Source organism: Streptomyces sp. NPDC048659 (assembly GCF_040650575.1).
GTDB lineage: Bacteria > Actinomycetota > Actinomycetes > Streptomycetales > Streptomycetaceae > Streptomyces.
On the sequence record NZ_JBEZHM010000054.1, the window covers coordinates 29,892 to 55,744 of the forward strand.

The window sequence follows — 25,853 nt, forward strand, 5'->3', positions numbered from 1 at the left end:
CCCCCGGCCGCCACGGCCTCAGCCCAGGTCGAGCGGAAGCCCCGTGTAGTTCTCGGCCAGCTCGGCGGCGGCGTGCGGGGAGGCCGCGACGCGGTCGAGCTGCGACTGCTGGAGACGGGTGTCGAAGGGGGTCTGGGCCGGGTCGGTGTGCAGGTTCGTGGTCATGAAGTACGAGAAGTGCTCGGCGCGCCAGACCCGGCGCAGGCACGTGTCGGAGTAGGTGTCGAGGAGCGCGGTGGAGCCGGTCTCCTTGAGCCGGGCGAAGGCGCGGGCCAGGACGATGACGTCGGCGGCGGCCAGGTTGAGGCCCTTGGCGCCGGTCGGCGGGACGATGTGCGCGGCGTCGCCGGCCAGCAGGATCCGGCCGTACCGCATCGGCTCGGTGACCGAACTGCGCATCGGGAGCACGGACTTCTGGGTCACCGCGCCCCGCTTGAGGCGCCAGGCGGGGTCGGCGCGCAGGGCGAGGCGGGCGTCGAGCTCGTCCCAGACCCGCTCGTCGGGCCAGTCGGCGGGGTCGGTGCCGTTGGGGACCTGGAGGTAGAGGCGGCTGACGGAGGGCGATCGCATGCTGGCGAGGGCGAAGCCGCGCTCCGAGTGCGCGTAGATCAGCTCCTCGTACACGGGCGGCGCCTCGGCCAGGATGCCGAGCCAGGAGTAGGGGTACGTGCGCTCGTAGGTGCGCCGCTCGCCCGCCGGGACGGCGTCGCGGGTGACGCCGTGGAAGCCGTCGCAGCCGACCACGTAGTCACAGGTCAGCGTCTGCTCGCGGCCTTCGTGGGCGTAGCGGACGAGCGGCCGGTCGGTGTCCGCGCCCTCCACGGAGGTGACCTCGGCCCCGAAGAGCAGCGGGCCGCCCCCGGCGAGCTGGAGGGCGATGAGGTCCTTGACGACCTCGGTCTGCGCGTAGACCCAGACGCGCCGGCCGCCGGTGAGCGAGGGGAAGTCGACGCGGGTGGCGCGGCCGTCGTGGCGCAGCTCTATGCCGTCGTGCGGGATCCCCTCGGCGTCCAGCCGGGCGCCCGCGCCCGCCGCGCGCAAGGCGTCGACGGTGGCCTGTTCGAGGATCCCGGCCCGCTGCCGCCGTTCGACGTAGGCGCGGTCACGGCTCTCCAGGACGACGCTGTCGATGCCCGCCCGGTGCAGCAGCCGGGCGAGGAGCAGGCCGGCGGGGCCGCCGCCGATGATCCCGACGGTGGTGTGCATGGAGTCTCCCCTGTGTCGCATCCGTTCGCATAGTGAAGAGATCTTCACTATGCTGGGAGTGTGGGCGCGGCCGGGCGCCCGTGTCAACGGGCCGCCGCGCCCGTCGGCCGGCGCGTTCACTACGGTGGGCCGGAGATCCACGACGGGGAGCCCCATGTCACCGACGACGCACGACACGCCGGCAGCCGCGCCGCCCGAGGCCGTCACCCCGCTCCTGCGCGGGATCGACGTGCTGCGCCGGCTGACCGGCGCCGACGGCCGGATGCCGGTAGGCGAACTGGAGCGAGCGACGGGTCTCGCCCGGTCCACGGTCGACCGGATCACCGGGACGCTCGCCCGCATGGGTTACGTACGGGTCGAGGGCCGCGACATCGTCCTCGCCCCGCGACTGCTGGAGCTCGGCAACTCCTATCTCGCCGCCGTCCGCCTGCCGGACCTCCTCGGCGCCCACGCCGACGCCCTCGCCGACGCCCTGGACGAGTCGGTGTCGCTGGCGGTGGCGGACGGCGACGGCATCCGCTTCGTCCACCAGGCGACGCGACGGCGGGCCATGTCCGTGAGCTTCCGCATCGGCGACCCCCTGCCGGCGGAACGCACCGCCCCCGGGGCTTTGTTCGCCTCCGAGTGGAACGAATCCGAGTGGGCGGAGTGGGCGAAGACGACGGGACTGGCGGTGCGGTCGCACGCGGGCGAGGCGCCGCTGGACCCGGACGACAACTGTCCCGACAGCGGTCCCGATGACCGCCCCGACAACGGTCCCGATGGCCGCCCCGACAACCGCCCGCCCGCCCGTCGCGACGGTCGCGGATACCCCGCCCTGCCTCCCCGGCCCGAGGCGGCCGACGGCTTCGAGGCGCGGGTGGCCGAGGCGCGGCGGCGGGGCTGGGCGGTCGACGACCAGCTGATCGAACCGGGCCTGGTGGCCCTCTCGGTGCCGGTCCGCGGGCCGGCCGGGCGGATCGCCTGCGTGCTGAGCGCCGTCAGCCACACCAGCCGGCACGACGCCGGTTCGCTGCCGGGCGCGCTGCTGCCGCGCCTACGGGAGACGGCCGACACCATGGAACGGACGCTGCGCGAGGCGCCCCCGGCGACGGCGACGGCGGCGACGACCGGGCTCGCCACTTGGACGGGGGCGTCGAAGCAGGAACTGGGCCGGGAGTTCGTGGAGTCGCTGGCGCGGGGCCTGACGGTGCTGACGGCCTTCGGCCAGGGCCGGGAGGCGCTGCCGCTGACGGCCGTCGCCGAGGCGACGGGCCTCGCCCGGGCCACCGCGCGCCGGGCCCTCATCACGCTGGAGCACCTGGGCTGCGTGGCGACGGAGGGGCGCGCCTTCCGGCTCACCCCGCGCGTCCTGTCGCTGGGCTTCCCGCCGCTGTCGCGTACGACCCTGACCCGGATCGCCCAGCCGCACCTGGCCGGGCTGGCCGCGCGGGTGCGCGAGTCCGCCTCGCTGGCGGTGCTGACGGGTGACGAGGTCCAGTACACGGGCCGGGTGGAGACGACGCGCATCATGAACGTCCACATCACCATCGGCACGCGCTTCCCCGCGTACGCCACCTCCATGGGCCGCGTCCTGCTGGCCGGGCTGGCCCCCGAGGACCGCGCGAAACGCCTCGCAAGCACCGCACCAACGCCCCTGACCCCGCACACGATCACGGACCGCACCGAGCTGGACGCGCTCGTCGAGGAGGTAGGACGACAGGGATACGCACTCGTCGACGAGGAGCTGGAGGTCGGTCTGCGCTCGATCGCCATGCCGGTACGCGACCGCGAGGGCACGACCGTCGCGGCGGTGAACGTGGCCCTGCACAGCGCCCGCAGAACCCGCGAGGAGTGCGTGACCGAAGTACTGCCGGAACTGGCCCGCACGATCGAGGACATCGAGACGGACCTGCACGTCACGGAACGATTCGCCCAGGTCCCGGCGTTCTGAACACACCCATGCGCTACGGGCAACGGCGGAGGGCCGCGCTCCATGCCGAGGCACGACCCTCAGAGCATGCCGTTACGAGTCCCAACCGCCGTAAGGCACGGTGAGGAACTCCATCATGTGACCGGCCGGGTCGATGAAGTACACGCCCCGGCCCCCGTCGTTGTGGTTGATTGCGCCGGGCTGCTTCCGATGGGGGTCGGCGTAGTGCTCGATGCCACGCCGCCCGATCAGCGCGTACGCCGCGTCGAACTCTTCCTCGGAGATCAGGAAGGCGTAGTGCTGAGGGGTGATGCTGTCCGCAGGAATGGTGGCGAAGTCCAACGTGACGCCATTACCCAGGGCGACCGCGATGAACGGACCCCACTCCTCGGCGATCCCAAGCTGCAGCAGCGCCACGAAGAACTCCGCGGACTCCCGGTTGTCCCGGGCATGGACGATCATGTGGTTCAACTCGACTGACAAGGAATGCCTCCGACGGCATGTCCCGACACCTCCATGCCTCACCCAGCCGATGACCGACACGCGATGTCGTCGCAGAGCATAGTCGCTGCCGAAAGGCGGCCACGCCGACCGACAGGGTCGTGGATGTCGATCCGTGCCCAGTCGTAGTGCCGCTCGCCCTTCGCGCCCGTTCTGGCCGACAACTGCTGCCAGGCTCGTTTCGGGACCTGCGCGACCAGGGTCCTGGCCCGGAAGTTCCCGGCGTGCGTAGTGACGGGTTGGGTGCTGGAGACGGCCTGGACATAGCCGCTCCGGCAGTGCTCCCTCGCCCAGGGCCTGCTCGACCACGCGCGCCGCACCATGTCGACGCCCGAGGTCACCGCATGATCATTGGCTGTCCACACAACCTCTAACGATCAAAGCCAGCCTCACCTGACGGGACGCCACCGGAGCCAGTAGTCCACACCCTCGACCCGGTATCGGGCCCCTGCATCGAACCGGACTTCGCCCACCAGCCGCCTCGCATCGTCCGGCGCCTGACGGTACGGCGCCAGCAGCAGGGCCAGCTCGTCGTATCGGGCGTCGGTCCCGCCGTGGCCGGGGTGGGTCTCCGGCTCCACCAACCCTGCCTCATAACACTCGTTCCACCTGGCGAAGATCGCCCACTGCTCACGCTCCAACTTCACCGCCGCGTCGCTCGCCGGCCAGACGCGGTACACGTCGGCTTCGTCGACGTCATCCCAGTTGTCGCTCTGGAAGTAGTGCGGTTCGCCGTCGACATCGCCGAGGCCGGCACGCGGCCCGCTGTACCACTCCAACTCGACGTACACGCGCTCAAAGCCATGCGCGATCAACTGCACTTCGTCCCAGGTACCAGCCACGGGCGTAGGCTACCGACGGACGGCTTCGGTATCCACGATGACGATCTACGGCCGGAGTACAAGGACGCGCCTACAAAGGGTTCTTGCCCGGATCAGGAATGACACCAGGCTGACTGCCGCTTCGTCGGAGACGAGGTAACTCTTGATGGTTAGGCCCCCGCGCGATCGACCGAGGGCCTGATCATCCGCTTCCTCAGGCCGATGCACCCCTTTTCCCCTTTCGGCCGTTGACAGTGGCAGGCTGATGAGTTCGCACGATGGCGGAGTCGATCTGAACGCGCCGGCCGGTGGGAGAAGTTGTCCATCGGCCAGCAGGCCGTCAACCGGTCTCAGGTCAAGATCCGGGTGCACCGGTCGAACAAGCCACCGCCACCCTCAAGTCCTGGCGACTCCTCCGCAAACTCCGCTGTTCAACGACCCTGATCACGAACGTCGCCCACGCCGTCCTCACCCTCCAACTGGCCAGCTCAGAATGCGGCAGCTATCGAGCTCGTATGATCTCGCGGTGAGGATCTGGACGGAGCACCCTGCCAACGCGGATGTCGAAGCTGTCGTTCGCCGCTACTTCAGCCTGCTCCGAACCGGGAGGATCCCTGAGGCCGAACAGCTCATCGATCACCACCCGGTCCGTCATGTACTCAAGTCACTGTGGACCGGGTCCGTCGAAGCAAGCACCGATAGAGACGAGGCAAGTGGAAGCCCTGCTGCCGACGAGTGGGAGCAGGATCTGTCCTGGCTTGGCGAACTGGATCTCGCGGATTTCCACTGGGGCCAAACCGGCAGCCATGTCTACGTTGAGCTCACCTACCGCGCGGAGATAATCGAGGTGGCATTGGGCTTCTGGATCAGGCCCACCGACGCTGGCTGGGTCATCACGGGACCGGCCACGTACTGGTAGAACACGCGACGAGTAGCACAATCCAGGTGTCGGCGCAACCCACCCACTGGCGGACCATCACCTGCTGTCAATCAAGGACCTTGCCAGCCCGAGCGTTCCGCCCCGCCCCACGCGAACCCTGCGCCCTGCAACCTCAGGCTGGAAAAGGTTGACTGGAGGACCTGGGTGAAGAATGAGCGGAGCGAGTAAACCCCTTGCCCTTGAGGTGAGTTCACGCGTCCCCATCAGACCATGCTCCACTGGCAAGTGATCTTTGATGTCAGGGACGTGGGAAACCTTGCACAATCGCAGCATGACCAACACTGTCGACGCAGCCTGGCACAAGGCCCTGACCCGTTACAGCGAACGTCCCCGGTCGGAGGAGTCACCGCTTCTCAAGCCGTTTGCCGAGCTGGTGCGGGTAGCGCACGCCCAGCCGCTGCTTCGTCAGCTCTTCCCGTGGACCGGCATGTGGGAGCTGCATTTCAGCAGGTGCACTGAGATGAAGTACACCTGGGACGTCCCCTACATCTGCACGCTCGCCGACGGCCTGTACTACGTCGAAGGACCACTCCGAAGCTGCCCGCGGATCGCCGAGACGGACAGCGCGCAGGACGCGGTGGCGATGGTTATCGATCGCCTGCCGCCAGGCTGCGGCCCGGCCTTCACGGGCAACGCAGGCGAACTGGACGCGTACGAGAAGGCACGAGATCGCGGGTAGGGCCGGCCCACCGCCTTAGACGTCATCTCATTTGGTGGGTCTGTGCGACGATTCGTCGGCCAGTGGCAAGTCATGAGCGGGGGCGAAAGTCGATGGAGTACGTCAATCTCGATGCGCGGGTCGGCGACCTGTCAGGGGTCTTGGACCCGGCTCGCTACCTGAGCCACCTGCCCTTGGTCTCCGGTGACCTGCCGCCAGGCGCCCGGGCCTTCGCCACGGACGCGGACCACTACGACTTCCGCAGCAGGCGATGCGTGAAGGACCTGACACTCCGGGCCGTCCGGGGCGCCGACGGCGAGGAGATCGAGATCGAGTTCCAACACCACTGCTGGAAGCACGACCAGGACCTGCTGATCTGCTACGCGGGGGTGTCCGGCTTCGTCATCGATCCCGTCGACGAGGAACGGGGAACGGACCTCGGGACGGTGATTCTCGACGAGATCCTGCCGCACAGGGACGGCTGCAGCCATGAGATTGCATGCTGGGACGGCACCCTCACCATTGTCTGCCGTGACCTCCGGGCGACCTGGACCGATACCGTCTGCTCGAGCGAGTCGTAGGCGCGACAGGTCGTGGGGATTGTCGAGCGGTTGGTGCCGGACGAGCTGTGGGAGATGTTCCAGCAGGCGGTGCCGGAGGCGCCGTCTCGACCTCAAGGCGGTGGTCGGCGTCGGCACGGTGACCTGGAGGTGCCGGCGGGGATCGTGTTCGTGGCGACGTCGGGCTGTACGTGGCAGCAGCTGCCGACAGTGTCCTTCGGGCTGTCAGGGGCAACGGCCCATCGACGGTTCAGCGAGTGTCCGAAGGTCCGGGTGTGGGCCAGTTTCAACCAACGTGATCATGCACTGATCCACAGGTGACGGATTCGACAGACCCTTGCTGCCCAACGAACCATGGGCGCCAATGTCCCAGAGAAAGGGCCCTGGCGATCTGGTGATCTACAGCTGCACGGCGGGGTCGATCGCTCTCACCACGTGACCATCCGTGGCTCCGCCCGCGCATCTCCAGACCGCAGTGTCAAAGAGGTAGTCCACATGCAGGCCACGGCCATGCTCGCCGCAGACGGGCCAGGTCACGCGATGGTGACTCATGACGAATTCCTGCACTCCTTCTGCCACAGCGCACAGAACCTCTGCCCATTCGGGCGTGGAGACCTCCGCAGACTTGATACGGACCACCCCGACCGGTCCCATCTCCGGGTCACGAATGTAGTCGATGTAGGAGAAGTCGTCCCCGGTGGTCGCTCTCCCGGCGTCCTGCTCCGCCGACTCTCTGACCAGCTTGAAGGCCGACCACGCCATGGAGAAGGTTCGCGAGGTCCAGGAGTCACGAAACTCAGATTCCGGAATTCCTCCACGCTCGTCGTACAGCTCCCCCATCCAAGTCGACACTTCCTCGGGAATCCGGTCCCCGTCCCGCCAGACCGCTCGCAACATCCGGTCCTGCCATTCCAAGAAATTCGACATCATCACTCCCTTTCGATGACACGTCCCTCTGATTCCAAAATGTCCGTCCAGAACGGCGGACATCGTCAGGTCCAGCTGAATAGACACGGAACCAGCGGTGACAGTCGGCTGCGACGCCGTGCGCCTTGATCACACCAGCTGCTGCAGGAGTCTCACACCGTTCTCGCCGCAGGCTGGTGTGTCGGTCAATCGCTGGACAGGTGAAGCTCACCGGAGTGGCTCTCACACCGGACACGACCGGAGGCGAAGGTGATCTCCAGTGCGATCCGTCCGTGGTCCGGGACGCTCTCTTCACCGACTGCCAGCACCGTCTCGCCTACGTGTTCCGAGAACGGGGTCTCGTCGCTGCTCGGCGCCACCTCGATACGGCCCGACTCCGCCATGTCGTACCCGGCGAAGGGGGCCGATGTCTCCACGATCAGGCACCAGTCCGAACCGGTCGTGATGCGCGTGGCGACCGCATCACTGTCCATCAGCCATACGTCCAGCGGGCCGGACGGGTCCTCCGAGCCATACCGGTGCCACGAGGCGACTACTTGCTCAAGGCGGCGTCCGACCAGGTAATCGGGGTGCACACCGACTCCGTGCGCCGGGCACTCGCACGCTCTCTTCGGCTCCACGCGTCGACCGCACCGTCAGGCAAAGCTCCAGGTCACTGCCTTATACGGGACACCACTTAGACATCGTTTCTTATGGCGTGATCGTTCGTCGATCCGTGCATGACGGATCTGGTGGAGCGGCTGGTGCCGGCCGAGTTGTGGGTGTTGTTCCGGCGGGTGGTGCCGCCAACGGTGGTGATACGTCCGCAGGGCGGAGGGCGGCGCCGGGCGGGTGACCGTGAGGCCCTGGCCGCGATCATCTTCGTGGCGACGTCGGGCTGCACGTGGCGGCAGCTGCCGTCGGTGTTCGGCCCGAGCTGGCAGACGGTCTACCGCCGGTTCGCCCAGTGGAGCCGGGATCGGATCTGGGCCCGGCTCTACCGCGTCATCCTCGACGAACTCGGAGCACGGGGCGAGCTGGACTGGTCGCGATGCGCGATCGACTCCGTCAGCCTGCGGGCGGCAAAAGGGGGCCACTGACGGGACCGAATCCGACCAACCGCGGCAAGTTGGGATCGAAGATCCACCTGCTCTGCGACCGAAACGGACTGCCGCTGTCCCTGGGTATCTCCGGCGCGAACATGCACGACAGCCAGGGTCTGCAACCGCTTGTGCGCGGCATCCCGCCCATCCGGTCCCGCCGCGGACCTCGGCGCCGGAGGCCGGCGAAACTCCACGCGGACAAGGGCTACGACTACGACCACCTGCGCCGATGGCTCCGCTGGCGGGGTATCCGCCACCGCATCGCCCGCAAGGGCGTCGAGTCCTCACAACGCTTGGGCCGACACCGCTGGGTGGTGGAGAGAACCGTGTCCTGGCTGGCAGGCTGCCGAAGGCTCCACCGCCGCTACGAACGCAAGGCCGAACACTTCCCCGCCTTCGTCGGCATAGCCGCCGTCCTCATCGGACACCGTCGACTCGCCCGCACTACTCTCCCGACATGACCAACGAAGCTGCCGTATGGCACCGGCTCGCCGCCCTCCTGCCGCCCGACGACACCCAGGCCGTCGTGGACTACTGGAGCATCGGCGACCAGGAAGGTGGCCTCGAACTGCTTGTCTCCGCCCTGCTGCGGCACCAAGTGCCCATCGACGAGACCACCCGGGCCGAGATCGCCGTTGTCTGCGAAGCCTGGGGGATGTGGCCCCATCCACTTGCTCCGCGTCTCTCCCAGTGCCCCGGCAGTGAATCCACCTCAGCCCTGCACCTGATCGAAAACACGGCCAGCGCACCCCTGCCTGCGACCACAGCCGGCTTGGGCGATCAGCTCGTCCTGGTCCCCTGGATCAGTTGCACCACATGCGGCCAGACTCTGGCACGCACCCACACCCTCGAGCCCTGGGGCATGTCCCTTACTCCTGAGTACTACGTCATCCTGGACACCGGCCAGGGCGCCATCCGCCACCTCTTCACGCAGGGAAAAGGCTGGGAAGCGCTGACAGCACTCCGCAACTCGTGCGAGAAACCAGAGCTCGCTCAGCCATAAGAAACGACGTCTTAACGCTCCTCACGGAATGATCTTCGAGGTGATTAGATCGCTTGTACTCCACACCGGAATCGCCTGCGAACACCTCCCAAAGGAGCTTGGCTTCGGCTCAGGCATAGCGACGATCGACGACTCCCACAACCTGGCGTTAATGGGGGACCAAGACTGGACAAAGCCCCCGTCGATCGGGACAGGACGGACGGTAAGTGTCGTCCGATCATCGATGCCTCTGGCATTCCCACTCGCCGTCGCTCTGGCCGGCGGCAACCGTAACGACGTCACCCTCGGATGCGCACTGGCCTGCTGGCGTTGCCCGAACACGCCCCGCCACATCGAGGCCGAGGTGGCTGTTGCAGGATCTGGGAGTCGGTACCAGCTCCGGGAGGCACTCCATCGCCATCATCACGCACGAGGACCCGATCGGCCGGGGCCACACCAACTACATCATCCACGCTGATCTGTAGGACCGGCAGGACGGCTGGCGCGAGCAGTTGTGGACACGCCGGCTCACCGAGGACATGTTCGAGGTGGCCTGTCTGCCGTTCTTCACCTACGGAATCTGCCATCGCGACGTCGTGACCATCGACGGCAACCACCTGGTGACCAGGGTCGTGCGCAAGTCCGGCCACCGGACCCTTCGCGTCGCACTCGTCGTGAAGCACACGGACCGGGACCAGATACATGAGCTCCTGCACGGCAAGGCCGTCGACGTCGGTCTGCCACACGAGTGGCTCCAGGGCACCTACCTCGCGGTGGACCTCCCGCCCGGAACAGATGAGTCGTCCTTCGTCGAGGCATTGGAACCCCTTGCTCGGGCCGGCGCCCTCCAATGGGAGATCGACTCCTGACGCGAAAGGTCATTCCGCTAGGACTTCTTCGTGGACCGACGGCCCATGGGCTCCGAGCGTGCCGAGGCGTCCGGGTGGGCTGGGTGGTCCCGGTGGGCCTTCCGGGGGCGCGGTGGTGGCTACGGGGTCGGGTTCGGGGGCTCTTCCTCTGTCAGGGTGCGCTGGGCCACCGTGAAGGCTGCGTTTGCTGCGGGGACGCCGCAGTAGACGGCGGTCTGGAGGAGGGCCGCGGCGATCTCTTCGGGGGTGAGGCCGTTGCGGCGGGCGGCTCGGATGTGCAGGGCTAGTTCGTCGTGGTGGCCGTGGGCGACCAGGGCGGTGAGGGTGATCAGGCTGCGTTCGCGGCGGGAGAGGGTCGGGTCCGTCCAGATCTCCCCCCAGGCGTAGCGGGAGATGAAGTCCTGGAAGCGGGCCGTGAACGGAGTCTGCCCTGCCTGGGTCCGGTCCACGTGCGCGTCGCCGAGCACCTCGCGGCGCACTTTCATTCCGCTCCGAGCGGAAGTCCCCGAGAGGTGGGTGCGGAGCGCCGTGAGAACGGCCTCCGGGCGCTCGGCGGGGGCCAGATGGGAGGCGTCGGGGAGTTCGGTGAGGGTGGCTCCCGGGATGCCGTCGGCCAGCTCGCGCAGGTGCGCCGGCGGGGTCGCGGGGTCCTCGCGGCCCGCGATCAGCAGGGTGGGCGTGGTGATGTCCCGCAACCGTTCCCGCAGGTCGTAGGCGGCGAGGGCGTCGCAGCACGCCGCGTAGGCGTCGGGGTCGGCGGTCCGGAGGTCCTCCACGAGGCGCGGCACTGTGAAGCCGGGCGTGAACCAGCGGGCCTCCGCCGTCGCCACCAGAGACGCGAGGCCCTCCCGCCGTACCGTCTCCGCCCGCCGCGTCCAGGGTTCGGACCCGCCGAAGTGCGCGGAGGAGCAGACCACCGCCAGTCTTTCGATCCGCTCGGAGCGGAAAGCCGCCAGGTGGAGGCCGATCGCGCCGCCGAGGGACACCCCGGCGTACGAGAACCGCTCGGCTCCGAGCGCGTCGGCAAGGTCGAGGACCAACCCGGCGAGGTCGGCCACGGTCGCCCCGGTCCCGATGAGACCGGCGGGCGAGCGCCCGTGGCCGGGCAGGTCGAAACGTACGACGCGATGGGTGAGGGAGAGTTCGGGGGCGACCGCGTCCCACAGGGCGGTGGAGGTGCCGAGCGAGGGGCCCAGGATCAGGACGGGTGCGTCCGCCGGACCCTCGGCTCGGTGGTAGAGGCTCATCGCGAGGCTCAGCGGGGTCTGCGGGGTCTGCGGGGTCAACGTCGCTCCAGGGCTCGGTCGGTCAGGGGGCCCGCCAGGCCCGTGGCTCGGGTCGGGTCGGTCAGCGCGGTCAGATGGGTCGGGTCGGCCAGGTCCGTTCCCGCCAGTTCCGGTACGTCGGCGGCGGCCGCCTCGGCCAGGAGGTCGGCGAGTGCCCGGCCCTCGGCGCGGCTGCGGGCGGCCAGCTCGGTCAGCAGGGCGCGAGCCCTGGCCCGTCCCAGGTGCGGGGCGAGGGCGCCCGCGAGGCGTTCGGAGGCCAGGAGTCCCCCGGTCAGGTCGAGGTGGGCCCGCATCGCCGCCGCGTCGACGCGGAGTCCTTCCGCGAGGGCCGCGGTGTGGTGGGCGGCGCCGCCGGTGAGGCGCAGCAGCTCGCGCAGCGGCTCCCACTCGGCGTGCCAGGCTCCGGCGGGGCGTTCGTCCTCGGCGGGCAGGCAGGCGTACAGGCTCGCGGCGAGGTGCGGGGCCCGCCGGGCGGCCGAGGCGACGAGCGTCGCGCGCACCGGGTTCGCCTTGTGCGGCATCGCGGAGGAACCCCCGCCCGTCCCCTCCGCGACCTCCGCGATCTCGGTCCGGGAGAGGGTGAGCACATCGGCGGCGAGCTTCCCCAGCGCCCCGGCGGTGAGCGCGAGCGCCCCCGCGAGGTCCGCGACCGGGGTGCGCAGGGTGTGCCAGGGGAGGTGAGGCACGGCGAGCCCGAGCTCACGCGCGTACGCGGCGGGCAGCGCGAGTACGCGGTCGGCCTCGGGGCCCGGACCGTCGGACGTCCTGGCGAAGGCCGCCAACGTTCCTGCTGCCCCGCCCAGTTGGGCGGGCAGTCGGTCCCGTACCGCTGTCAGCCGGTCCCGCGCGTCCAGGACGAGGGAGCGCCAGCCCGCCGCCTTGAGCCCGAAGGTGGTGGGGACGGCGTGCTGGGTGAGGGTGCGGCCGGGCATCGGCGTGTCGCGGTGGGCGGCGGCGAGGGCGGCCAGCGCCGCCTCCGTGCGCGCGAGGTCCGCGAGGACCGCCTCCAGGGTGCGGGCGGCCACGAGCATCGCGGCCGTGTCCAGGATGTCCTGGCTGGTGGCACCCCTGTGGACGTACGCGCCCCACTCCCCCGCCGCCGCGGTGAGGTCCGCCACGAGCGGGATCACCGGGTTGCCGCCGTCCAGGGCTCGCAGGGCGAGCGAGCGGGCATCGAAACGGTACGGGTCCGCCGCCGCGTCCGTGACCGCGCGGGCGGCCTCGGCGGGGGCGGTGCCGAGGGCGGCCTGGGCCCGGGTGAGGGCGGCTTCGGCGTCCAGGAGGGCCCGCATGAAGGCGGTGTCGCCGGTGGCCGCCTCGGCGGGCGAGCCCGCCCGTACGGGATCGAGCAGTCCGGCGTCCGGGCCCGCCGGCTCCGGGGTGGCGGGCCCGCTCACGGGAACTCCGGGGCGCCCGGTCACGGGACCCTCAGGGAGCCCTCTCACGGGAACTCCAGGAAGACCGTCTCGCCCTCGCCCTGGAGCCGGATGTCGAAGCGGTGGACGCGGTACGGCTCCTCGGCGGCGATCAGGGTGGCGCGCCGGTCGGCCGGGAGGCGGTCGAGGAGTGGGTCGGGGCCGTCGCGAAGGTACACGCGGGTGTACAGGTGGTGCAGGAGGCCGCGGGCGAACACGGCTATGGCGAGGTGGGGTTGGCCAGGGTTCCCGGGGTTCCCGGGGTTCCCGGGGTTCCCGGGGTTCCCGGGGTTCCCGGGGTTCCCGGGGGTCAGGGTGTGTACGGCGTAATGGCCGTCGGCGTCGGTGGCGACGCGGCCGAAGCCGGTGAAGCGGATGGTGTCGCGGCCGAGGAAGCCGCCGGTGACCGGGTCCCGGCGCAGCGAGCCGGGCGCCCCGGCGAGGGAGCCGTCGGGCGCGACCTGCCAGAACTCCAGGAGCGCGTCGGGGACGGGTTCGCCGGCGCCGTCGCGTACGTAACCGTGGAGGGTGACGCGGTCGGGGTGGCCCTCGGGCGCGAGGCGTTCGCCGCCGGGGAAGGGGAGGGCGTAGCCGTAGAAGGGTCCGACGGTGCTGGACGCGGTGGGAGTCAGGGAGGGCATGGGTCAGCGTCCTTCCTCGGTCCAGGTGGCGGCGGGTCCGTCGAGCACGATGTCCCAGGTGTAGCCGAGGGAGAACTCCGGCTGGGACAGGGCGTGTTCGTATCGCGCAACGAGCCGTTCGCGGGCGGCGCGGTCGGTGACCGAGCGCATGATCGGGTCGTGGGCGAGGAGCGGGTCTCCGGGGAAGTACATCTGGGTGACGAGCCGTTGGGTGAACGCCGTTCCGAAGACGGAGAAGTGGACGTGGGCGGGGCGCCAGGCGTTGGTGTGGTTGCGCCAGGGGTAGGCGCCGGGCTTGACGGTGGTGAAGCGGTAGTTTCCCTGATTGTCCGTCAGCGTCCGCCCCACGCCGGTGAAATGGGGGTCGAGCGGGGCTGGGTGCTGGTCGCGCAGGTGGGCGTACCGGCCCGAGGCGTTGGCCTGCCAGATCTCGATCAGCTGGCCCCGGACGGGCCGGCCGGAGCGGTCCAGGAGACGGCCGGAGACGGTGATCCGCTCGCCGAGCGGTTCGCCCGCGTGCCCGCTGGTCAGGTCGCTGTCAGTCTCGGTGACGTCGGTGGCCCCGAACACGGGCCCGGTCAGCTCGACGGCGTCAGGGTCCCCTGCACTCGCAGCTCCCGCACCTCCCGCACCCACGGTCACGAGCGGCTGCCGGGGATGGCGGAGCAGGGAGCTGCGGTACGGGGCGTAGTCGCGCGGCGGGTGGTGCCGGGGCGGGGCGCCGGAGGCGAGGGCCTGGTCGTAGGCGTCCTGGTGGGCGGCGATCTCGGCGTCTATGCGCGCCTGGGTGAGGTCGGCCATGGAGGCTCCTGGGTGGATCAGGGAGGCGGGGTAGGGCGGCGGGGCGGGTGAGAAGGGGGTGGGGCCGGGGACCGGGAGTCAGGGCAAGGCGCGGCGGGCGGGGGCTGCGGCCCGGTGCACGGCGGGCGGCCGGTCAGGCGTCCGTAGGTGCGGGGGCCGGGACTCGTACCCGTGCCGCCGTCTTCGAGGCCACCTCCTCCGCCGTCACGCCCGGGGCCGTCTCGACGAGGACGAGTCCGTCGGCGGTGACGTCGAGGACGCAGAGGTCCGTGATGATCCGGTCGACGCAGGCGCGTCCGGTGAGCGGCAGGTCGCACTCCTCGACGAGTTTCGGGGAGCCGTCCTTGGCGGTGTGCGTCATGACGACGATGACCGTGCGGGCGCCGTGGACGAGGTCCATCGCGCCGCCGATGCCGGTGATCAGGCGGCCGGGCACGGCCCAGTTGGCGAGGTCGCCGCGGGCGGAGACCTGCATGGCGCCGAGGACGGCGACGTCGATGTGGCCGCCCCGGATCATGCCGAAGGAGAGGGCCGAGTCGAAGAAGGAGGCGCCGGGCAGGACGGTGACCGTCTCCTTGCCCGCGTTGATGAGGTCGGGATCGACCTGGTCCTCGGTGGGGTACGGGCCGGTGCCGAGGATGCCGTTCTCGGATTCGAGGACGACCTCGACCCCAGCGGGGAGGTGGTTGGGGATGAGGGTCGGCAGGCCGATGCCGAGGTTGACGTACTGTCCGTCGCGCAGTTCGCGGGCGGCTCGGGCGGCCATCTGCTCGCGGTTCCAGGTCATGCCGGGTCTACTCCGTCTCCTGCGTTGCGGTGGTCTCGTACGTTGCGGGGGTCCCGTGCGGGGTGCTGATCTCGCGCGTTGCGCTGGTCTCGTACGTCACGGGGAGCTCGTACGTCACGGGGAGCTGGTATGTCACGGGGAGCTCATACGCCACCGGGTTCACGTGCTCCGCCCGGCGTCGTCGGCTCGGAGGTCGTGCGCCGTTCGATGCCCTTCGCGGCGGCCTGAGCGGGAGTGAGGGCGACGACGCGCTGGACGAAGATGCCGGGGAGGTGGACGTGGTCGGGGTCGAGGGCGCCGGGTTCGACCAGTTCCTCGACCTCGGCGACGGTGATCCGGCCGGCCATCGCGGCGAGGGGGTTGAAGTTGCGGGCGGCGGCGTGGAAGACGAGGTTGCCGTGCCGGTCGCCCTTGGCGGCGCGGACGAGGGCGAAGTCGGTGCGGATGGCGTGCTCCAGGACGTACGGGACGCCGTCGAACTCCCGTACCTCCTTCGCGGGCGAGGCGAGCGCGACCCCGCCCCGGCCGTCGTACCGCCAGGGCAGTCCGCCGTCGGCGACCTGGGTGCCGACCCCGGCGGGCGTGTAGAAGGCGGGGATGCCGCAGCCGCCGGCCCGCAGGCGTTCGGCGAGGGTGCCCTGCGGGATCAGCTCCACGTCGAGCTCGCCCGCGAGGTACTGGCGGGCGAACTCCTTGTTGGCGCCGATGTACGAGCCGGTGACGCGGGCGATGCGGCCCGCGGCGAGCAGGACGGCGAGGCCCGAGTCCATGGCCCCGCAGTTGTTGGAGACGACGCCGAGGCGGCCGACGCCGCGCTCGTGGAGCGCCTGGATGAGGACGTTCGGCACGCCGCTGAGGCCGAAGCCGCCCACGGCGAGCGAGGCGCCGTCGGGGACGTCGGCCACCGCGTCCGCGGCGGTGGCGACCACCTTGTCCATGGGGAAGCCCTTCGTTCCGGTCCGAGCGAAAAGAAGCACGGGGGCAGTTGCTCCCCCGGCGAACATCGCTCACTGCGGCATGAATAATTTAGTCAGTACACTGAGTATCTGCGTCGGCCCTGCCATCGTCAACGGGTCGAGGGCGGCGAGATCGCGGGCGGGTATCGTTCCGTGCACCGACGAACGGCAGCAGGAGGCACGCCATGGCCGCGGTGGACCTGACCACGCATCCCGGGCATCTCGCCCGGCGGCTCCAGCAGGCGCACCACCTGCTGTGGACGACCATGGTCTCGGAGGAGATCACCTCCCCCCAGTTCGGCGTCCTCAACGCGCTGCTGGCCGAACCGGGGCTCGACCAGCGCACGCTGGGCGAACGGGTGACGCTCGACCGCTCGACCATCGCGGAGGTCGTCGGCCGGCTGACCCGGCGCGGGCTGCTCGACAAGGTGCGCGACCCGGACGACGGGCGGCGCTCGCTGCTCCGGCTCACGGAGGACGGCGAGCGGACCCACCGGAAGCTGACCGTCCGCACGGCCCGGATGAACCAGGTCTTCCTCGCCCCCCTCTCCCCCGAGGAGCAGGCGGACTTCCTCTCCCTGCTCCGCCGCGTCTCGGACGCGGCGGAGCAACTGCGCGCCCCGGCGGAACCGCCCGCCGCGCCCTGACCCCCGAGCGACCGCGTCCTGGCCGCCGAGGGCCGCCCCGCGCCGACCCGTCGTCAGGCGGGGCCCGCGTCCGTCTCCGCGCCGAGGAGTGCCGGGGCGGCCCGGTCGAGGACTGTCCCGATGCGCGCCCAGGTCTCCTCGTCGCGCGGTACGGGGTCGAGGGTCGGGCCGTCGCCGGTCCCCCAGGCGCGGGCGAGCGCCACCGGTTCCGCTCCGGTGGCCGCCGCGGCGGCGAGGGCGGCGGCGCCGAGGGCGACGAGTTCGGTGGCGGCGGGGACCACGAGCGGGCGGCCGGAGAGGCGGCGCACGGTCTCGGTCCACGCCCGGCCCCGCGCGCCGCCACCGATCAGGCGCAGCGGCCGGTCCCGTACCTCGGGCGCGGCGGGGTCGAGTCCGCAGGCGGCGAGGAGTTCGTCGAGGGCGCGGAGCACCGTGAAGACGGCGCCCTCGTAGGCGGCGCCGAGGAGCGCGGGCGGGGTGGCGGCGTGGGTCAGGCCGGTGAGCAGGCCCGTGGCGTGCGGGAGGTCGGGGGTGCGTTCGCCGTCGAGGTACGGCAGGAGGACGAGGCCGTCGCCGGGCCCGGCGTCCTCGCGGTCGAGGCCGAGGAGGGCGGCGATCCGGTCGACGGCGAGGGTGCAGTTCAGGGTGCAGCCCAGCGGCAGGTACGTGCCGTCGGTGGCGGCGAACCCGGACAGGCCGGGGCTCGCGGGGCGGGCGCGGGTGGCGGCGAAGACCGTGCCCGAGGTGCCGAGGCTGACGACCGGGTGGTCCAGGAGACCGTGGGCGCCCAGGCCGAGGCCGGCGGCGGCGGCCATGTTGTCGCCGGTCCCGGCAGCGACGGCGATGCCGGGCGGCAGGCCGAGGGCGTGGGCGGCGGCACGGGTGAGCGAGCCCACACGGGTGCCCCCGGTGGGGGCGACGGCCGGCAGGAGCGCGGGGTCTAGGCCGAGGAGGGCGAGGATCTGCGGGTCGTAGCGGCCGGGGCCGGAGACGGGGGCGGGGGTGGGGGCGGGGACGGTTGGGCCCGTGGGATGGCGGCCGGGGCCGGTGGCGGGGCCCGTGGCGGGACAGCCTGGGCCGGCGCCGGGACCTGCGATGGGGCCGCCCGGGCTGGCGCCGGGATTCGTGGCGGGGCGGCCCGGGCCAGCGCCGGGACCCGTGGCGGGCCGGCCTGGGCCGGCGCCGGGACCCGCGCCGGGCTGGCCTGGACCAGCGCCGGGACCCGTGGCGGGGCGGCCCGGGCCGGCGCCTGAGCCGGCGGCAGCGCGGCCAGGGTCGGCGCCGGAGTCCGTCGCATACCAGCCAGCACCCGACGCGTCGCCTGAGCCCGTGGCGTACGATCCGGTGCCCAACACGTCGTCGGAGCCCGCGGCGTACCAGCCGGTGCCCGAAGCGTCGCCCGGGCCCGTCGCGTACCACCCCGTGCCCGACGCGTCGCCGGGGTCGGTGACGGCCTCGCCGCAGAGGCGCTCGGTGAGGAAGTCGTGCGGGAGTCGGACGGCGGCGGTCCGGGCCGCCGTGGCGGGGTCGTGCTCGCGCAGCCACTGCCACTTCGCGGCCGTCATGGCGGCGACGGGGACGGAACCGGTGCGGCCGAGCCAGGCCCCGGAGCCGCCGAGCGCGGCGGTGAGGGCGGCGGCCTGGGGCGCGGAGCGGGTGTCGTTCCAGAGCGGGGCCGGGCGGAGCGGGCGGCCGGAGGCGTCGAGGGTGACGAGGCCGTGCTGCTGGCCCGCGACGGCGATGCCGGTGACGGCGGCGGGCGGCACGGCGGCCTCCTTGAGGGCCGCGGCGACGGCCTGCCCGAGCGCCGCCCACCACTCCTCGGGGTCGCTCTCGCGAGCCCCGCCGGTGCCGGTGACGGTGTGCGGCGCGCGGCCGACGGCGAGCAGGGCACCGCTCTCGGCGTCGACGACCGCGGCCTTGGTGGACTGGGTGGAGCTGTCGACGCCGATGACCACCGGGCGTGCCGGCATGGCCCACCTCTCCTTCCGGTTCTGTCCGTCGTCGTGGGCGGGCACTGGCGCCCGGCCCTTCCCCGACGGTATTAGTTATCACAGAAAACAAATCTCACGGCCAGCCTCGTCAAGGAGCCGGACATGCCGCATGAGCTTCTTCCCACGCCCGACGACCGCTTCACCTTCGGTCTGTGGACGGTCGGCTGGCAGGGCCGCGACCCGTTCGGCGACGCCACCCGCCCCGCGCTCGACCCGGTCGAGACGGTGGAGCGACTCGCCGCCCTGGGGGCGTACGGGGTCACCTTCCACGATGACGACCTCATTCCGTTCGGAGCGGAAGAAAACGTCCGGACGAAGGCCGTCACGCGCTTCCGCGCCGCGCTCGACCGCACGGGTCTGAAGGTGCCGATGGCCACCACCAACCTCTTCACCCACCCCGTCTTCAAGGACGGCGCCTTCACCGCCAACGACCGTGACGTCCGCCGTTTCGCGCTGCGCAAGACGATCCGGAACATCGATCTCGCCGTCGAGCTGGGCGCCTCGGTCTACGTCGCCTGGGGTGGACGGGAGGGTGCCGAGTCGGGCGCGGCCAAGGACGTGCGAGTGGCGCTCGACCGGTTGAAGGAGGCGTTCGACCTGCTCGGGGAGTACGTCACCGAGCAGGGCCACCCGCTCCGCTTCGCGATCGAGCCCAAGCCGAACGAGCCCCGCGGCGACATCCTGTTGCCGACGATCGGGCACGCCCTCGCCTTCATCGAGCGTCTGGAGCGGCCCGAACTCGTCGGCGTCAACCCGGAGACGGGGCACGAACAGATGGCCGGGCTCAACTTCCCGCACGGCATCGCGCAGGCGCTGTGGGCCGGGAAGCTCTTCCACATCGACCTCAACGGGCAGTCCGGCATCAAGTACGACCAGGACCTCCGCTTCGGCGCCGGGGACCTGCGGCAGGCGTTCTGGCTGGTGGACCTCCTGGAGACGGCCGGTTACGCGGGCCCGCGTCACTTCGACTTCAAGCCCGTGCGCACCGACGGTTTCGACGGGGTGTGGGAGTCGGCGAGGGGCTGCATGCGCAACTACCTGCTCCTCAAGGAGCGTTCGGCCGCCTTCCGGGCCGACCCGGAGGTCCGGGACGCGCTCGCCGCCTCCCGGCTCGACGAGCTCGCCGTCCCCACCGCCCCGGACGGCCTCGCGGGCCTGCTCGGCGACCCCACGGCGTACGAGACCTTCGACGCGGACGCCGCCGGGAGCCGTTCGATGGCCTTCGAGCGGCTGGACCAACTGGCGCTGGAGCACCTGCTCGGGGTGCACTGAACACCGTCCCGCCCATGCCCTGTACGGGTGGTGAGCGCTGTGTCATCCTCCGAGCACCACTTCATCGTCGGGGGATCGGTGATGCGTCATGTGGATCTCGGCAAGCGCTGCCCGCGCGGCCGTCGCGCTCGTCCTGTGCCTTCCCGCCGCCGTCGCCTGCGATGGCGGCGGCAGCGGCGGTAGCGGTAGAGACGGCGACCGTGGCAAGGGCGTCGATACGAGCGGGAACGGAGCCACGGGCGCGGGCGATGACGGCGGCGTCCCGGACCAGATCCGGGTTCCGGAGTGGGGCAGGAACGGCTTCCTCTTCGACGACGACACCGCCGAAGGCCGCGCGAACTGGGCGGAGATCAAGAAGCTCTTCGAGGGCGCCTGCGGCGACGGCACCCTCTGCGTGGTCCTGGAACGCTCCTACCGCGTGGAGAGCGGCGCCCTCACCGACGGACCCTGCGGCTACACCCGCATGGACCCCGCCGCGAACACCCTCGTCAAACGGGGCGGCACGGTGTCCGTCGTGGGCGACTGCGCCCCGGAGAGCGAGGACCCGGCCGGGTAGGGATCTACGGGGCGAAGCCCATGGGTCAGGGCCCATGGGTCAAGGCCGACGGCTCAGGGCCCACGGGTCAGCGCCCATAGATCCTGACGCGCGGTCGGCGCCGCGCGCCGCACTACGCGCGCCGCCAGCCGTCGGCGAACTCGCACTGGAGGTCCGCCCAACGGCGCTGTTCGGCGGGGGCGGTGGCGGAGTAGCCGAGGCGCGCCACGCCCTTGACCCACTCGTCCCAGAGGCCGCCGGGCTCGGTGAAGCGGTCGGCGTGACGGGTGCCGAGGAGGGCGTCGAGGCGGAGGAGGGCGCCCAGGGCGGCGGGCTGGTCGTAGTGGAGGTCGGTGCGCGGGAGGTAGCGGTCGAGGTAGGCGGTGAGGATCTCGGCGTCCGCGTGGGCACCGAAGCGGGCCAGGGCGAAGCAGTAGGCAGCGCCGGAGTAGCAGACCTCGCTGGCCAGGAGCAGCTCGCCGATGCGGGCCCGGAACCGTTCGCGGCGGTCGACGCCGATCAGCCAGGCGGCGGTGAGGCGCGAGCGCCATTCGTACCCGAGGAGGGCTTCGAGTTCCTCGTCGGTGATCGCGGCGGCGTCATTCAGCAAGTGCCGGGTGAAGCGGGTGGTGTGCCACCACCGGGGACCGAGAAACCGCCCGCCGTTCAGTACGAGATAGCGCGGGAGGCCGCCGTATGTCCTCGTCACGTAGCTCTTGACCACATGGCCGTAGCCGATCTCCTCGGGGTGTCGGGACGGCATGGGTCACCTCTCCGGGTGCAGGTCGGTCCGGTCGATCCAGGTGAGGGCGACGAAGATGTTGTCGCCGACCGGGGCTTCGCGGGCTTCCAGCAAGCAGCAGGTGCGGGACTCTTCAACCAGGCGCTCCCAGGGGGCGGTCCAGTCGGGTTCCCAGTCCAGGCCGGGGCCTGGGACGCCGTACGTGTGGCCCGCGTCCACACGCCAGAACTGGGCGTGAAGAATCACCTGGGCGTGGTCGGCCAGGTCGCCGACGATCTCGCTGAAGTGGGCCGATGGCCAGCCGGGGGCGTCCTCCGCGACGGTGGCCCGTAGGCGGGCGGTGAGCGGGGGGACGACGGGGATGCGGGCGCCGAGTTCGGTCAGGGCCCAGCGGATGCCGACGGGCTCGCTCCAGTCCGGTGGGGTGGCCCGTTCCAGACAGGCGCGGTAGGCGCGGCGAAGGGGCTCGACGGCGCCCTCGATCTCCAGGCTCGCCAGGGCCATGGCCGCCCATTCACGGACGGTCGGGTTGTCGCCGGCCAGCAGGCCGATGAGAGCGGGGCCGCAACGGGGATCAGCCACCTCCTCGAAGACCTCGATGGCGGTCAGCTGCCCGAAACCACCGAGGGAGGGCAGGCCCGCGATGACGGCCGGGATGGCCTCGGCGCCGATCCCAATCAGCTCCGCGCGGGCGTCGTAGGACTCGTCGGCCTCGCCGTCGAGCTGCCGGACGAGTGCTTCGATGGGAGAGGTCACGACGCGGAGCGGTCCCGGCGCCCGCCCGCCATGGTCGGCTGCCGGAACTGGGCCCCGTCGTACTCCCAGGTTCCGGTCGGGGGCGGGTTTGGTGTCGCTCACCTGCGCAGTCTCCCCGCAGGCCGCGTCGGTGCGCCAGCCATTTCGGTGGCGGCGGGGGCGGGCCCTCGGGCGAGCCGACGGGCGGGCCCGGCTGACGGATGAGCGGCCGGGGCGGCCGAGGTTGTCATGCTCAGGGGACCCACCGGTCGTCTCCGCCCAGGGCCCCGGCAAGATCAGCGCCATGAAGAACACCAGCCGACGCTCCGTCCTCGCCTCCGCCGTCGCCGCGGCGGCGGCCCTGCCCACGCTCAACGCCATCGCCGGCGGCGGCGCGACGCCGGCCGCCGCGGCCGATACGTACGGGTCCAACACCGAGCTCTACAGCAGGACCGCGCACCTGGAGGGCACCGACTGGATGCGTCGCTTCCGGCTCGGCGCGCCCGTGGTCTCGGACAACGCGAAGGCCACCAGCCTCCCCGTCGGCGGCACCGCCGTCCTCGCCCCGCACGGCGGCGGCATCGAGGCGGGCACGAGCGAGCTGTGCATGGCCGTCGCGGGCTACCGGCCCTTCGCGTACGACACCGATCCGGCGGCGTCGGCCGTGCCCGGCGAGCCGCAGCGCGACTTCTGGATGTTCGAGGCGCTCAAGAACTCCGGCCCCCAGCACGTGACCTCCACCCACTGCGACGACCCCGCCGCGCTCGCGGTGTGCGCGAACAACCTGTACGCCGTCTCCCTCCACGGCTTCGACTCCGCCGAGCGGAAGATCGTCATCGGCGGCCGGGACGAACGTCTCAAGCGCAATCTGCTGGCCTCGCTCGCGGCGAACGGGATCACCTCCCCCGGCGCGGGCGCCGACCGGAGCGTCGCCGTCGTCGTCGCGGGCGCCGACGACCCGATCAACGGCGACGACCCGGCCAACATCGTCAACCGCACCCGTACCGGCGCGGGCGCCCAGCTGGAGCTGTCCACCGGGCTGCGCGAAGCGATGTTCGGCACCTTCTCGGGCGCCGACAACCGCCGCACCACGGCGGGCGTCCCCAGCACGGCGAGCCCGTACGCGGACCACTTCTGGAACGGTTTCGTCAAGGGCGTGCGCGAAGCCGTCAGGAACCACGAGCTCGGCCTCGACGCGAAGTTCACGACCTCCTGATCCGTCCGACACCTCCGAGACCGGGGCCGGGCGGGCCCTCCCGCGGGTCCGCCCGGTCCCGGGTCGTGCACGGCGCACCGCACGGGGCGCACCGTCAGGAACTGAACCAGTGGGAGCGCTCCCACTGTGCAGAGTCCGCGACACGCCGTCAAGACGCGTGAAGAGTCGAATGCGATCGGCCGGCGAATCCGCCGGACCCTCTTTTCCTCGGAGTCGGTTGACGCTACGGTCTGGCCCCACCAGTGGGAGCGCTTCCATTCCGCCGGCACGCCGTCATGGCCGTGCCCCCGCCGAAGGACTCGCTCATGCGACATCCCCCGTCACCGCAGCGGAACCCGCACGCGAATCCGCACCGGAGCTCGCGCCGGAACCCGTACCCGAATCCGCACCCGAGTCCGCACCCGCCGCGGCTCCGGAGCACCCCGTACGACGGCACCCCCCTCGCATTCGGCCTCGGGCCGCGCGTATCCCCGCGCACCCCGAACGGACACTGAAAGGGGTCACACCCCCATGAGCCGCTCCACCAGCCGCTCCACCAGCCGTACCGCCCTGCTCGCCGCGCTCGGGCTGATCGCCGCGACCGGCGCCACCGCCACCGTCATCGGGACCGGCGCCGCCGGGGCCGCCACCCCGGGCTGCCGGGTCGACTACCAGGTCTCCAGCCAGTGGAACACCGGCTTCGGCGCGAACGTGACCGTGACCAACACCGGGGACCCGCTGTCCGCCTGGACGGTGGAGTGGTCCTTCGGCGGCGACCAGAAGGTCACCCAGGGCTGGAACGCCACGATCACCCAGTCCGGCGCCGCCGTCACCGCGAAGAACGTGTCCTACAACGGGAGCCTGGCCACCGGGGGTTCCACCTCCTTCGGCTTCAACGGCTCCTACAGCGGCACCAACGCCGTCCCGGGCCTCTTCACCCTCAACGGCGTCGTCTGCAACGGCGCGCCCCCGACCACCCCGCCCACCACACCCCCGACGACACCGCCCACCACCCCGCCCACCACGCCGCCGCCGGCCGGGAGCCGGGTCGACAACCCCTACGCGGGGGCCAAGGTGTACGTGAATCCCGAGTGGTCCGCCAAGGCCGCGGCCGAGCCGGGCGGCAGCCGGGTGGCGAACCAGCCCACCGGCGTCTGGCTCGACCGGATCGCCGCCATCGGCGGCTCCGCCGGTTCGATGGGCCTGCGCGCCCACCTCGACGAGGCGCTGCGCCAGAAGGGCTCCGGGGAACTCGTCGTCCAGCTCGTGGTCTACAACCTCCCGGGCCGCGACTGCGCCGCCCTCGCCTCCAACGGGGAGCTCGGGCCGACCGAGATCGACCGCTACCGGACCCAGTACATCGACCCGATCGCGACGATCCTCGGCGACACCAAGTACGCCGGGCTGAGGATCGTCACCACCGTCGAGATCGACTCCCTGCCCAACCTCGTCACCAACGTCTCCGGCCGTCCGACGGCCACCGCGAACTGCGACGTGATGAAGGCCAACGGCAACTACGTCAAGGGCGTCGGCTACGCCCTGCACAAGCTGGCGGCCGTCCCCAACGTCTACAACTACGTGGACGCCGGGCACCACGGCTGGCTCGGCTGGGACGACAACCTCGGCCCCTCCGCCGACCTGTTCAAGACCGCCGCCACCGCCGAGGGCGCGACCGTCGCCGACGTGCACGGCTTCATCGTCAACACCGCCAACTACAGCGCCCTCAAGGAGGACCACTTCGCGATCGGCGACTCGGTCAACGGGGTCTCCGTGCGCCAGTCGAAGTGGGTGGACTGGAACCGCTACACCGACGAGCTCTCGTACGCCCAGGCCATGCGCGACCGGCTCGTCTCGATCGGCTTCGACCCGCGCGTCGGCATGCTGATCGACACCTCCCGCAACGGCTGGGGCGGCACCGCCCGGCCCACCGGGCCCGGCGCCACGACCAGCGTCGACACGTACGTGAACGGCGGGCGCTACGACCGCCGCATCCACCTCGGCAACTGGTGCAACCAGTCCGGCGCGGGCCTCGGCGAGCGGCCCCAGGCGGCTCCGGCGGCCGGCATCGACGCGTACGTCTGGATGAAGCCCCCGGGCGAGTCCGACGGGGCGAGCAAGGAGATCCCGAACGACCAGGGCAAGGGCTTCGACCGGATGTGCGACCCGACGTACACCGGCAACGCCCGGAACGGCAACAGCATGTCCGGGGCGCTTCCGGACGCGCCGCTGTCGGGGCAGTGGTTCTCCGCCCAGTTCCAGGAGCTCATGAAGAACGCGTATCCGGCGCTGTGAGCGCGGGGGCGGGGGCCGCGACGCCCGGCGGCGCGGCGCCGGGTGAACTCGTTCCCGTACAGCGGCTGATCACCGCACTGTGGGACGAGGACGAGGA

General features: G+C 71.3%; 27 protein-coding genes and 2 pseudogenes. 14 read left to right on the forward strand and 15 right to left on the reverse strand.

Annotation, left to right across the window (positions count from 1 at the left end):
- Nucleotides 1-18: 18 nt before the first annotated feature.
- Nucleotides 19-1,206, reverse strand: a complete 1,188-nt coding sequence (locus AB0C99_RS31325; RefSeq protein ID WP_362482321.1) for a 4-hydroxybenzoate 3-monooxygenase — start codon at nucleotides 1,204-1,206, stop codon at nucleotides 19-21.
- Nucleotides 1,207-1,360: 154 nt separating this feature from the next.
- Here AB0C99_RS31325 and AB0C99_RS31330 point away from each other — a divergent pair, with 154 nt between their 5' ends.
- On the forward strand, nucleotides 1,361-3,139 hold the full coding sequence (locus tag AB0C99_RS31330; protein ID WP_362482324.1) for an IclR family transcriptional regulator C-terminal domain-containing protein: 1,779 nt from the start codon (nucleotides 1,361-1,363) through the stop codon (nucleotides 3,137-3,139).
- A gap of 72 nt (nucleotides 3,140-3,211) precedes the next feature.
- Here the strand turns inward: AB0C99_RS31330 and AB0C99_RS31335 are convergent, their stop codons facing one another.
- A complete protein-coding gene (locus AB0C99_RS31335; RefSeq protein WP_362482327.1) occupies nucleotides 3,212-3,601 on the reverse strand; it encodes a VOC family protein in 390 nt (129 codons plus the stop codon).
- 407 nt (nucleotides 3,602-4,008) lie between these two features.
- Nucleotides 4,009-4,461 (reverse strand): hypothetical protein, encoded by a 453-nt coding sequence (locus tag AB0C99_RS31340; RefSeq protein WP_362482329.1) that lies wholly within the window; start codon nucleotides 4,459-4,461, stop codon nucleotides 4,009-4,011.
- Between the two features lie 282 nt (nucleotides 4,462-4,743).
- Here AB0C99_RS31340 and AB0C99_RS31345 point away from each other — a divergent pair.
- The 5 genes and pseudogenes from AB0C99_RS31345 to AB0C99_RS31365 form a co-directional block, all read left to right on the forward strand.
- Nucleotides 4,744-4,970, forward strand: a pseudogene (locus AB0C99_RS31345) (hypothetical protein); the annotation flags it as partial.
- Nucleotides 4,967-5,359: a hypothetical protein gene (locus tag AB0C99_RS31350; RefSeq protein WP_362482332.1), complete on the forward strand. Its 393-nt coding sequence runs from the start codon at nucleotides 4,967-4,969 to the stop codon at nucleotides 5,357-5,359. The pseudogene AB0C99_RS31345 and the gene AB0C99_RS31350, both read left to right, overlap by 4 nt.
- A 292-nt stretch (nucleotides 5,360-5,651) precedes the next feature.
- Nucleotides 5,652-6,059: a DUF6193 family natural product biosynthesis protein gene (locus AB0C99_RS31355; protein WP_362482335.1), complete on the forward strand. Its 408-nt coding sequence runs from the start codon at nucleotides 5,652-5,654 to the stop codon at nucleotides 6,057-6,059.
- 92 nt (nucleotides 6,060-6,151) lie between these two features.
- Nucleotides 6,152-6,619, forward strand: a complete 468-nt coding sequence (locus AB0C99_RS31360) for a hypothetical protein (RefSeq protein ID WP_362482338.1) — start codon at nucleotides 6,152-6,154, stop codon at nucleotides 6,617-6,619.
- Nucleotides 6,620-6,631: 12 nt separating this feature from the next.
- Nucleotides 6,632-6,892 (forward strand): annotated as a pseudogene (locus tag AB0C99_RS31365) (transposase); the annotation flags it as partial.
- Between the two features lie 105 nt (nucleotides 6,893-6,997).
- Here the strand turns inward: AB0C99_RS31365 and AB0C99_RS31370 are convergent.
- Nucleotides 6,998-7,612 (reverse strand): hypothetical protein, encoded by a 615-nt coding sequence (locus AB0C99_RS31370; protein ID WP_362482341.1) that lies wholly within the window; start codon nucleotides 7,610-7,612, stop codon nucleotides 6,998-7,000.
- Nucleotides 7,613-7,710: 98 nt separating this feature from the next.
- Nucleotides 7,711-8,100: a hypothetical protein gene (locus AB0C99_RS31375; RefSeq protein WP_362482344.1), complete on the reverse strand. Its 390-nt coding sequence runs from the start codon at nucleotides 8,098-8,100 to the stop codon at nucleotides 7,711-7,713.
- A gap of 144 nt (nucleotides 8,101-8,244) precedes the next feature.
- Between AB0C99_RS31375 and AB0C99_RS31380 the strand changes: the two genes are divergently transcribed.
- The 3 genes from AB0C99_RS31380 (at nucleotide 8,245) to AB0C99_RS31390 (ending at nucleotide 10,458) form a co-directional block, all read left to right on the forward strand.
- A protein-coding gene (locus tag AB0C99_RS31380; RefSeq protein WP_362482347.1) for an IS5 family transposase occupies nucleotides 8,245-9,068 on the forward strand; the annotation gives its coding sequence in 2 pieces (ribosomal slippage) (nucleotides 8,245-8,592 and nucleotides 8,595-9,068; 822 coding nt in all).
- Nucleotides 9,065-9,610 carry a hypothetical protein gene (locus AB0C99_RS31385; protein WP_362482349.1) on the forward strand — a complete coding sequence of 182 codons (546 nt, stop codon included), beginning with the start codon at nucleotides 9,065-9,067 and terminating at the stop codon, nucleotides 9,608-9,610. Before AB0C99_RS31380 ends, AB0C99_RS31385 begins: the two co-directional genes overlap by 4 nt.
- Nucleotides 9,611-10,101: 491 nt before the next feature.
- A complete protein-coding gene (locus AB0C99_RS31390; protein WP_362482351.1) occupies nucleotides 10,102-10,458 on the forward strand; it encodes a DUF4265 domain-containing protein in 357 nt (118 codons plus the stop codon).
- Between the two features lie 119 nt (nucleotides 10,459-10,577).
- Here AB0C99_RS31390 and pcaD read toward each other — a convergent pair whose 3' ends face one another.
- The 7 genes from pcaD to AB0C99_RS31425 all read right to left on the reverse strand — a co-directional run bounded on the left by pcaD (nucleotide 10,578) and on the right by AB0C99_RS31425 (nucleotide 16,326).
- Nucleotides 10,578-11,705 carry a 3-oxoadipate enol-lactonase gene (pcaD, locus tag AB0C99_RS31395; protein ID WP_362482391.1) on the reverse strand — a complete coding sequence of 376 codons (1,128 nt, stop codon included), beginning with the start codon at nucleotides 11,703-11,705 and terminating at the stop codon, nucleotides 10,578-10,580.
- 35 nt (nucleotides 11,706-11,740) lie between these two features.
- Entirely contained in the window at nucleotides 11,741-13,141 is a 1,401-nt protein-coding gene (pcaB, locus tag AB0C99_RS31400) for a 3-carboxy-cis,cis-muconate cycloisomerase (RefSeq protein WP_362482354.1), read from the reverse strand.
- 44 nt (nucleotides 13,142-13,185) lie between these two features.
- A complete protein-coding gene (gene pcaG / locus AB0C99_RS31405) occupies nucleotides 13,186-13,800 on the reverse strand; it encodes a protocatechuate 3,4-dioxygenase subunit alpha (RefSeq protein WP_362482356.1) in 615 nt (204 codons plus the stop codon).
- 3 nt (nucleotides 13,801-13,803) lie between these two features.
- The gene (pcaH, locus tag AB0C99_RS31410) at nucleotides 13,804-14,601 is read right to left on the reverse strand and encodes a protocatechuate 3,4-dioxygenase subunit beta (protein ID WP_362482359.1); all 798 of its coding nucleotides are present in this window, start codon (nucleotides 14,599-14,601) and stop codon (nucleotides 13,804-13,806) included.
- A 133-nt stretch (nucleotides 14,602-14,734) separates the two neighbouring features.
- Complete coding sequence (locus tag AB0C99_RS31415; RefSeq protein ID WP_362482362.1) at nucleotides 14,735-15,388, reverse strand: CoA transferase subunit B; 654 nt, start codon at nucleotides 15,386-15,388, stop codon at nucleotides 14,735-14,737.
- A 7-nt stretch (nucleotides 15,389-15,395) separates the two neighbouring features.
- On the reverse strand, nucleotides 15,396-15,524 hold the full coding sequence (locus AB0C99_RS31420) for a hypothetical protein (protein ID WP_362482364.1): 129 nt from the start codon (nucleotides 15,522-15,524) through the stop codon (nucleotides 15,396-15,398).
- Between the two features lie 7 nt (nucleotides 15,525-15,531).
- A complete protein-coding gene (locus tag AB0C99_RS31425; protein ID WP_362482394.1) occupies nucleotides 15,532-16,326 on the reverse strand; it encodes a CoA transferase subunit A in 795 nt (264 codons plus the stop codon).
- Between the two features lie 203 nt (nucleotides 16,327-16,529).
- On the opposite strand from AB0C99_RS31425, the gene AB0C99_RS31430 reads away from it, so the two are divergent.
- Complete coding sequence (locus AB0C99_RS31430; RefSeq protein WP_362482366.1) at nucleotides 16,530-16,991, forward strand: MarR family transcriptional regulator; 462 nt, start codon at nucleotides 16,530-16,532, stop codon at nucleotides 16,989-16,991.
- A 53-nt stretch (nucleotides 16,992-17,044) separates the two neighbouring features.
- Here the strand turns inward: AB0C99_RS31430 and AB0C99_RS31435 are convergent, their stop codons facing one another.
- On the reverse strand, nucleotides 17,045-18,964 hold the full coding sequence (locus AB0C99_RS31435; RefSeq protein ID WP_362482369.1) for an FGGY family carbohydrate kinase: 1,920 nt from the start codon (nucleotides 18,962-18,964) through the stop codon (nucleotides 17,045-17,047).
- 123 nt (nucleotides 18,965-19,087) lie between these two features.
- On the opposite strand from AB0C99_RS31435, the gene xylA reads away from it, so the two are divergent.
- Together xylA and AB0C99_RS31445 are read left to right on the forward strand one after the other, a co-directional pair.
- Entirely contained in the window at nucleotides 19,088-20,257 is a 1,170-nt protein-coding gene (gene xylA, locus AB0C99_RS31440) for a xylose isomerase (protein ID WP_362482372.1), read from the forward strand.
- An 88-nt stretch (nucleotides 20,258-20,345) separates the two neighbouring features.
- A complete protein-coding gene (locus AB0C99_RS31445; protein ID WP_362482373.1) occupies nucleotides 20,346-20,813 on the forward strand; it encodes a hypothetical protein in 468 nt (155 codons plus the stop codon).
- Nucleotides 20,814-20,925: 112 nt separating this feature from the next.
- On the opposite strand, the gene AB0C99_RS31450 is transcribed toward AB0C99_RS31445, so the two are convergent.
- Together AB0C99_RS31450 and AB0C99_RS31455 are read right to left on the reverse strand one after the other, a co-directional pair.
- On the reverse strand, nucleotides 20,926-21,555 hold the full coding sequence (locus AB0C99_RS31450) for a DUF6000 family protein (RefSeq protein ID WP_362482376.1): 630 nt from the start codon (nucleotides 21,553-21,555) through the stop codon (nucleotides 20,926-20,928).
- Nucleotides 21,556-21,558: 3 nt separating this feature from the next.
- A complete protein-coding gene (locus AB0C99_RS31455) occupies nucleotides 21,559-22,290 on the reverse strand; it encodes a HEAT repeat domain-containing protein (RefSeq protein WP_362482379.1) in 732 nt (243 codons plus the stop codon).
- 283 nt (nucleotides 22,291-22,573) lie between these two features.
- On the opposite strand from AB0C99_RS31455, the gene AB0C99_RS31460 reads away from it, so the two are divergent.
- Nucleotides 22,574-23,485 carry a poly-gamma-glutamate hydrolase family protein gene (locus AB0C99_RS31460; RefSeq protein ID WP_362482381.1) on the forward strand — a complete coding sequence of 304 codons (912 nt, stop codon included), beginning with the start codon at nucleotides 22,574-22,576 and terminating at the stop codon, nucleotides 23,483-23,485.
- Between the two features lie 510 nt (nucleotides 23,486-23,995).
- Nucleotides 23,996-25,756: a glycoside hydrolase family 6 protein gene (locus AB0C99_RS31465; protein WP_362482384.1), complete on the forward strand. Its 1,761-nt coding sequence runs from the start codon at nucleotides 23,996-23,998 to the stop codon at nucleotides 25,754-25,756.
- Nucleotides 25,757-25,853: the final 97 nt, after the last annotated feature.

Coding starts and splice junctions, on each gene's coding strand:
- AB0C99_RS31450 (WP_362482376.1), bottom strand. CDS start 21,555: ATGCCGTCCCGACACCCCGAGGAGATCGGCTACGGCCATGTGGTCAAG.
- AB0C99_RS31465 (WP_362482384.1), top strand. CDS start 23,996: ATGAGCCGCTCCACCAGCCGCTCCACCAGCCGTACCGCCCTGCTCGCC.
- AB0C99_RS31460 (WP_362482381.1), top strand. CDS start 22,574: ATGAAGAACACCAGCCGACGCTCCGTCCTCGCCTCCGCCGTCGCCGCG.
- pcaD (WP_362482391.1), bottom strand. CDS start 11,705: ATGAGCCTCTACCACCGAGCCGAGGGTCCGGCGGACGCACCCGTCCTG.
- AB0C99_RS31430 (WP_362482366.1), top strand. CDS start 16,530: ATGGCCGCGGTGGACCTGACCACGCATCCCGGGCATCTCGCCCGGCGG.
- AB0C99_RS31325 (WP_362482321.1), bottom strand. CDS start 1,206: ATGCACACCACCGTCGGGATCATCGGCGGCGGCCCCGCCGGCCTGCTC.
- AB0C99_RS31435 (WP_362482369.1), bottom strand. CDS start 18,964: ATGCCGGCACGCCCGGTGGTCATCGGCGTCGACAGCTCCACCCAGTCC.
- AB0C99_RS31445 (WP_362482373.1), top strand. CDS start 20,346: ATGTGGATCTCGGCAAGCGCTGCCCGCGCGGCCGTCGCGCTCGTCCTG.
- AB0C99_RS31355 (WP_362482335.1), top strand. CDS start 5,652: ATGACCAACACTGTCGACGCAGCCTGGCACAAGGCCCTGACCCGTTAC.
- pcaH (WP_362482359.1), bottom strand. CDS start 14,601: ATGGCCGACCTCACCCAGGCGCGCATAGACGCCGAGATCGCCGCCCAC.
- pcaG (WP_362482356.1), bottom strand. CDS start 13,800: ATGCCCTCCCTGACTCCCACCGCGTCCAGCACCGTCGGACCCTTCTAC.
- AB0C99_RS31360 (WP_362482338.1), top strand. CDS start 6,152: ATGGAGTACGTCAATCTCGATGCGCGGGTCGGCGACCTGTCAGGGGTC.
- AB0C99_RS31385 (WP_362482349.1), top strand. CDS start 9,065: ATGACCAACGAAGCTGCCGTATGGCACCGGCTCGCCGCCCTCCTGCCG.
- AB0C99_RS31330 (WP_362482324.1), top strand. CDS start 1,361: ATGTCACCGACGACGCACGACACGCCGGCAGCCGCGCCGCCCGAGGCC.
- AB0C99_RS31425 (WP_362482394.1), bottom strand. CDS start 16,326: ATGGACAAGGTGGTCGCCACCGCCGCGGACGCGGTGGCCGACGTCCCC.
- xylA (WP_362482372.1), top strand. CDS start 19,088: ATGCCGCATGAGCTTCTTCCCACGCCCGACGACCGCTTCACCTTCGGT.
- AB0C99_RS31415 (WP_362482362.1), bottom strand. CDS start 15,388: ATGACCTGGAACCGCGAGCAGATGGCCGCCCGAGCCGCCCGCGAACTG.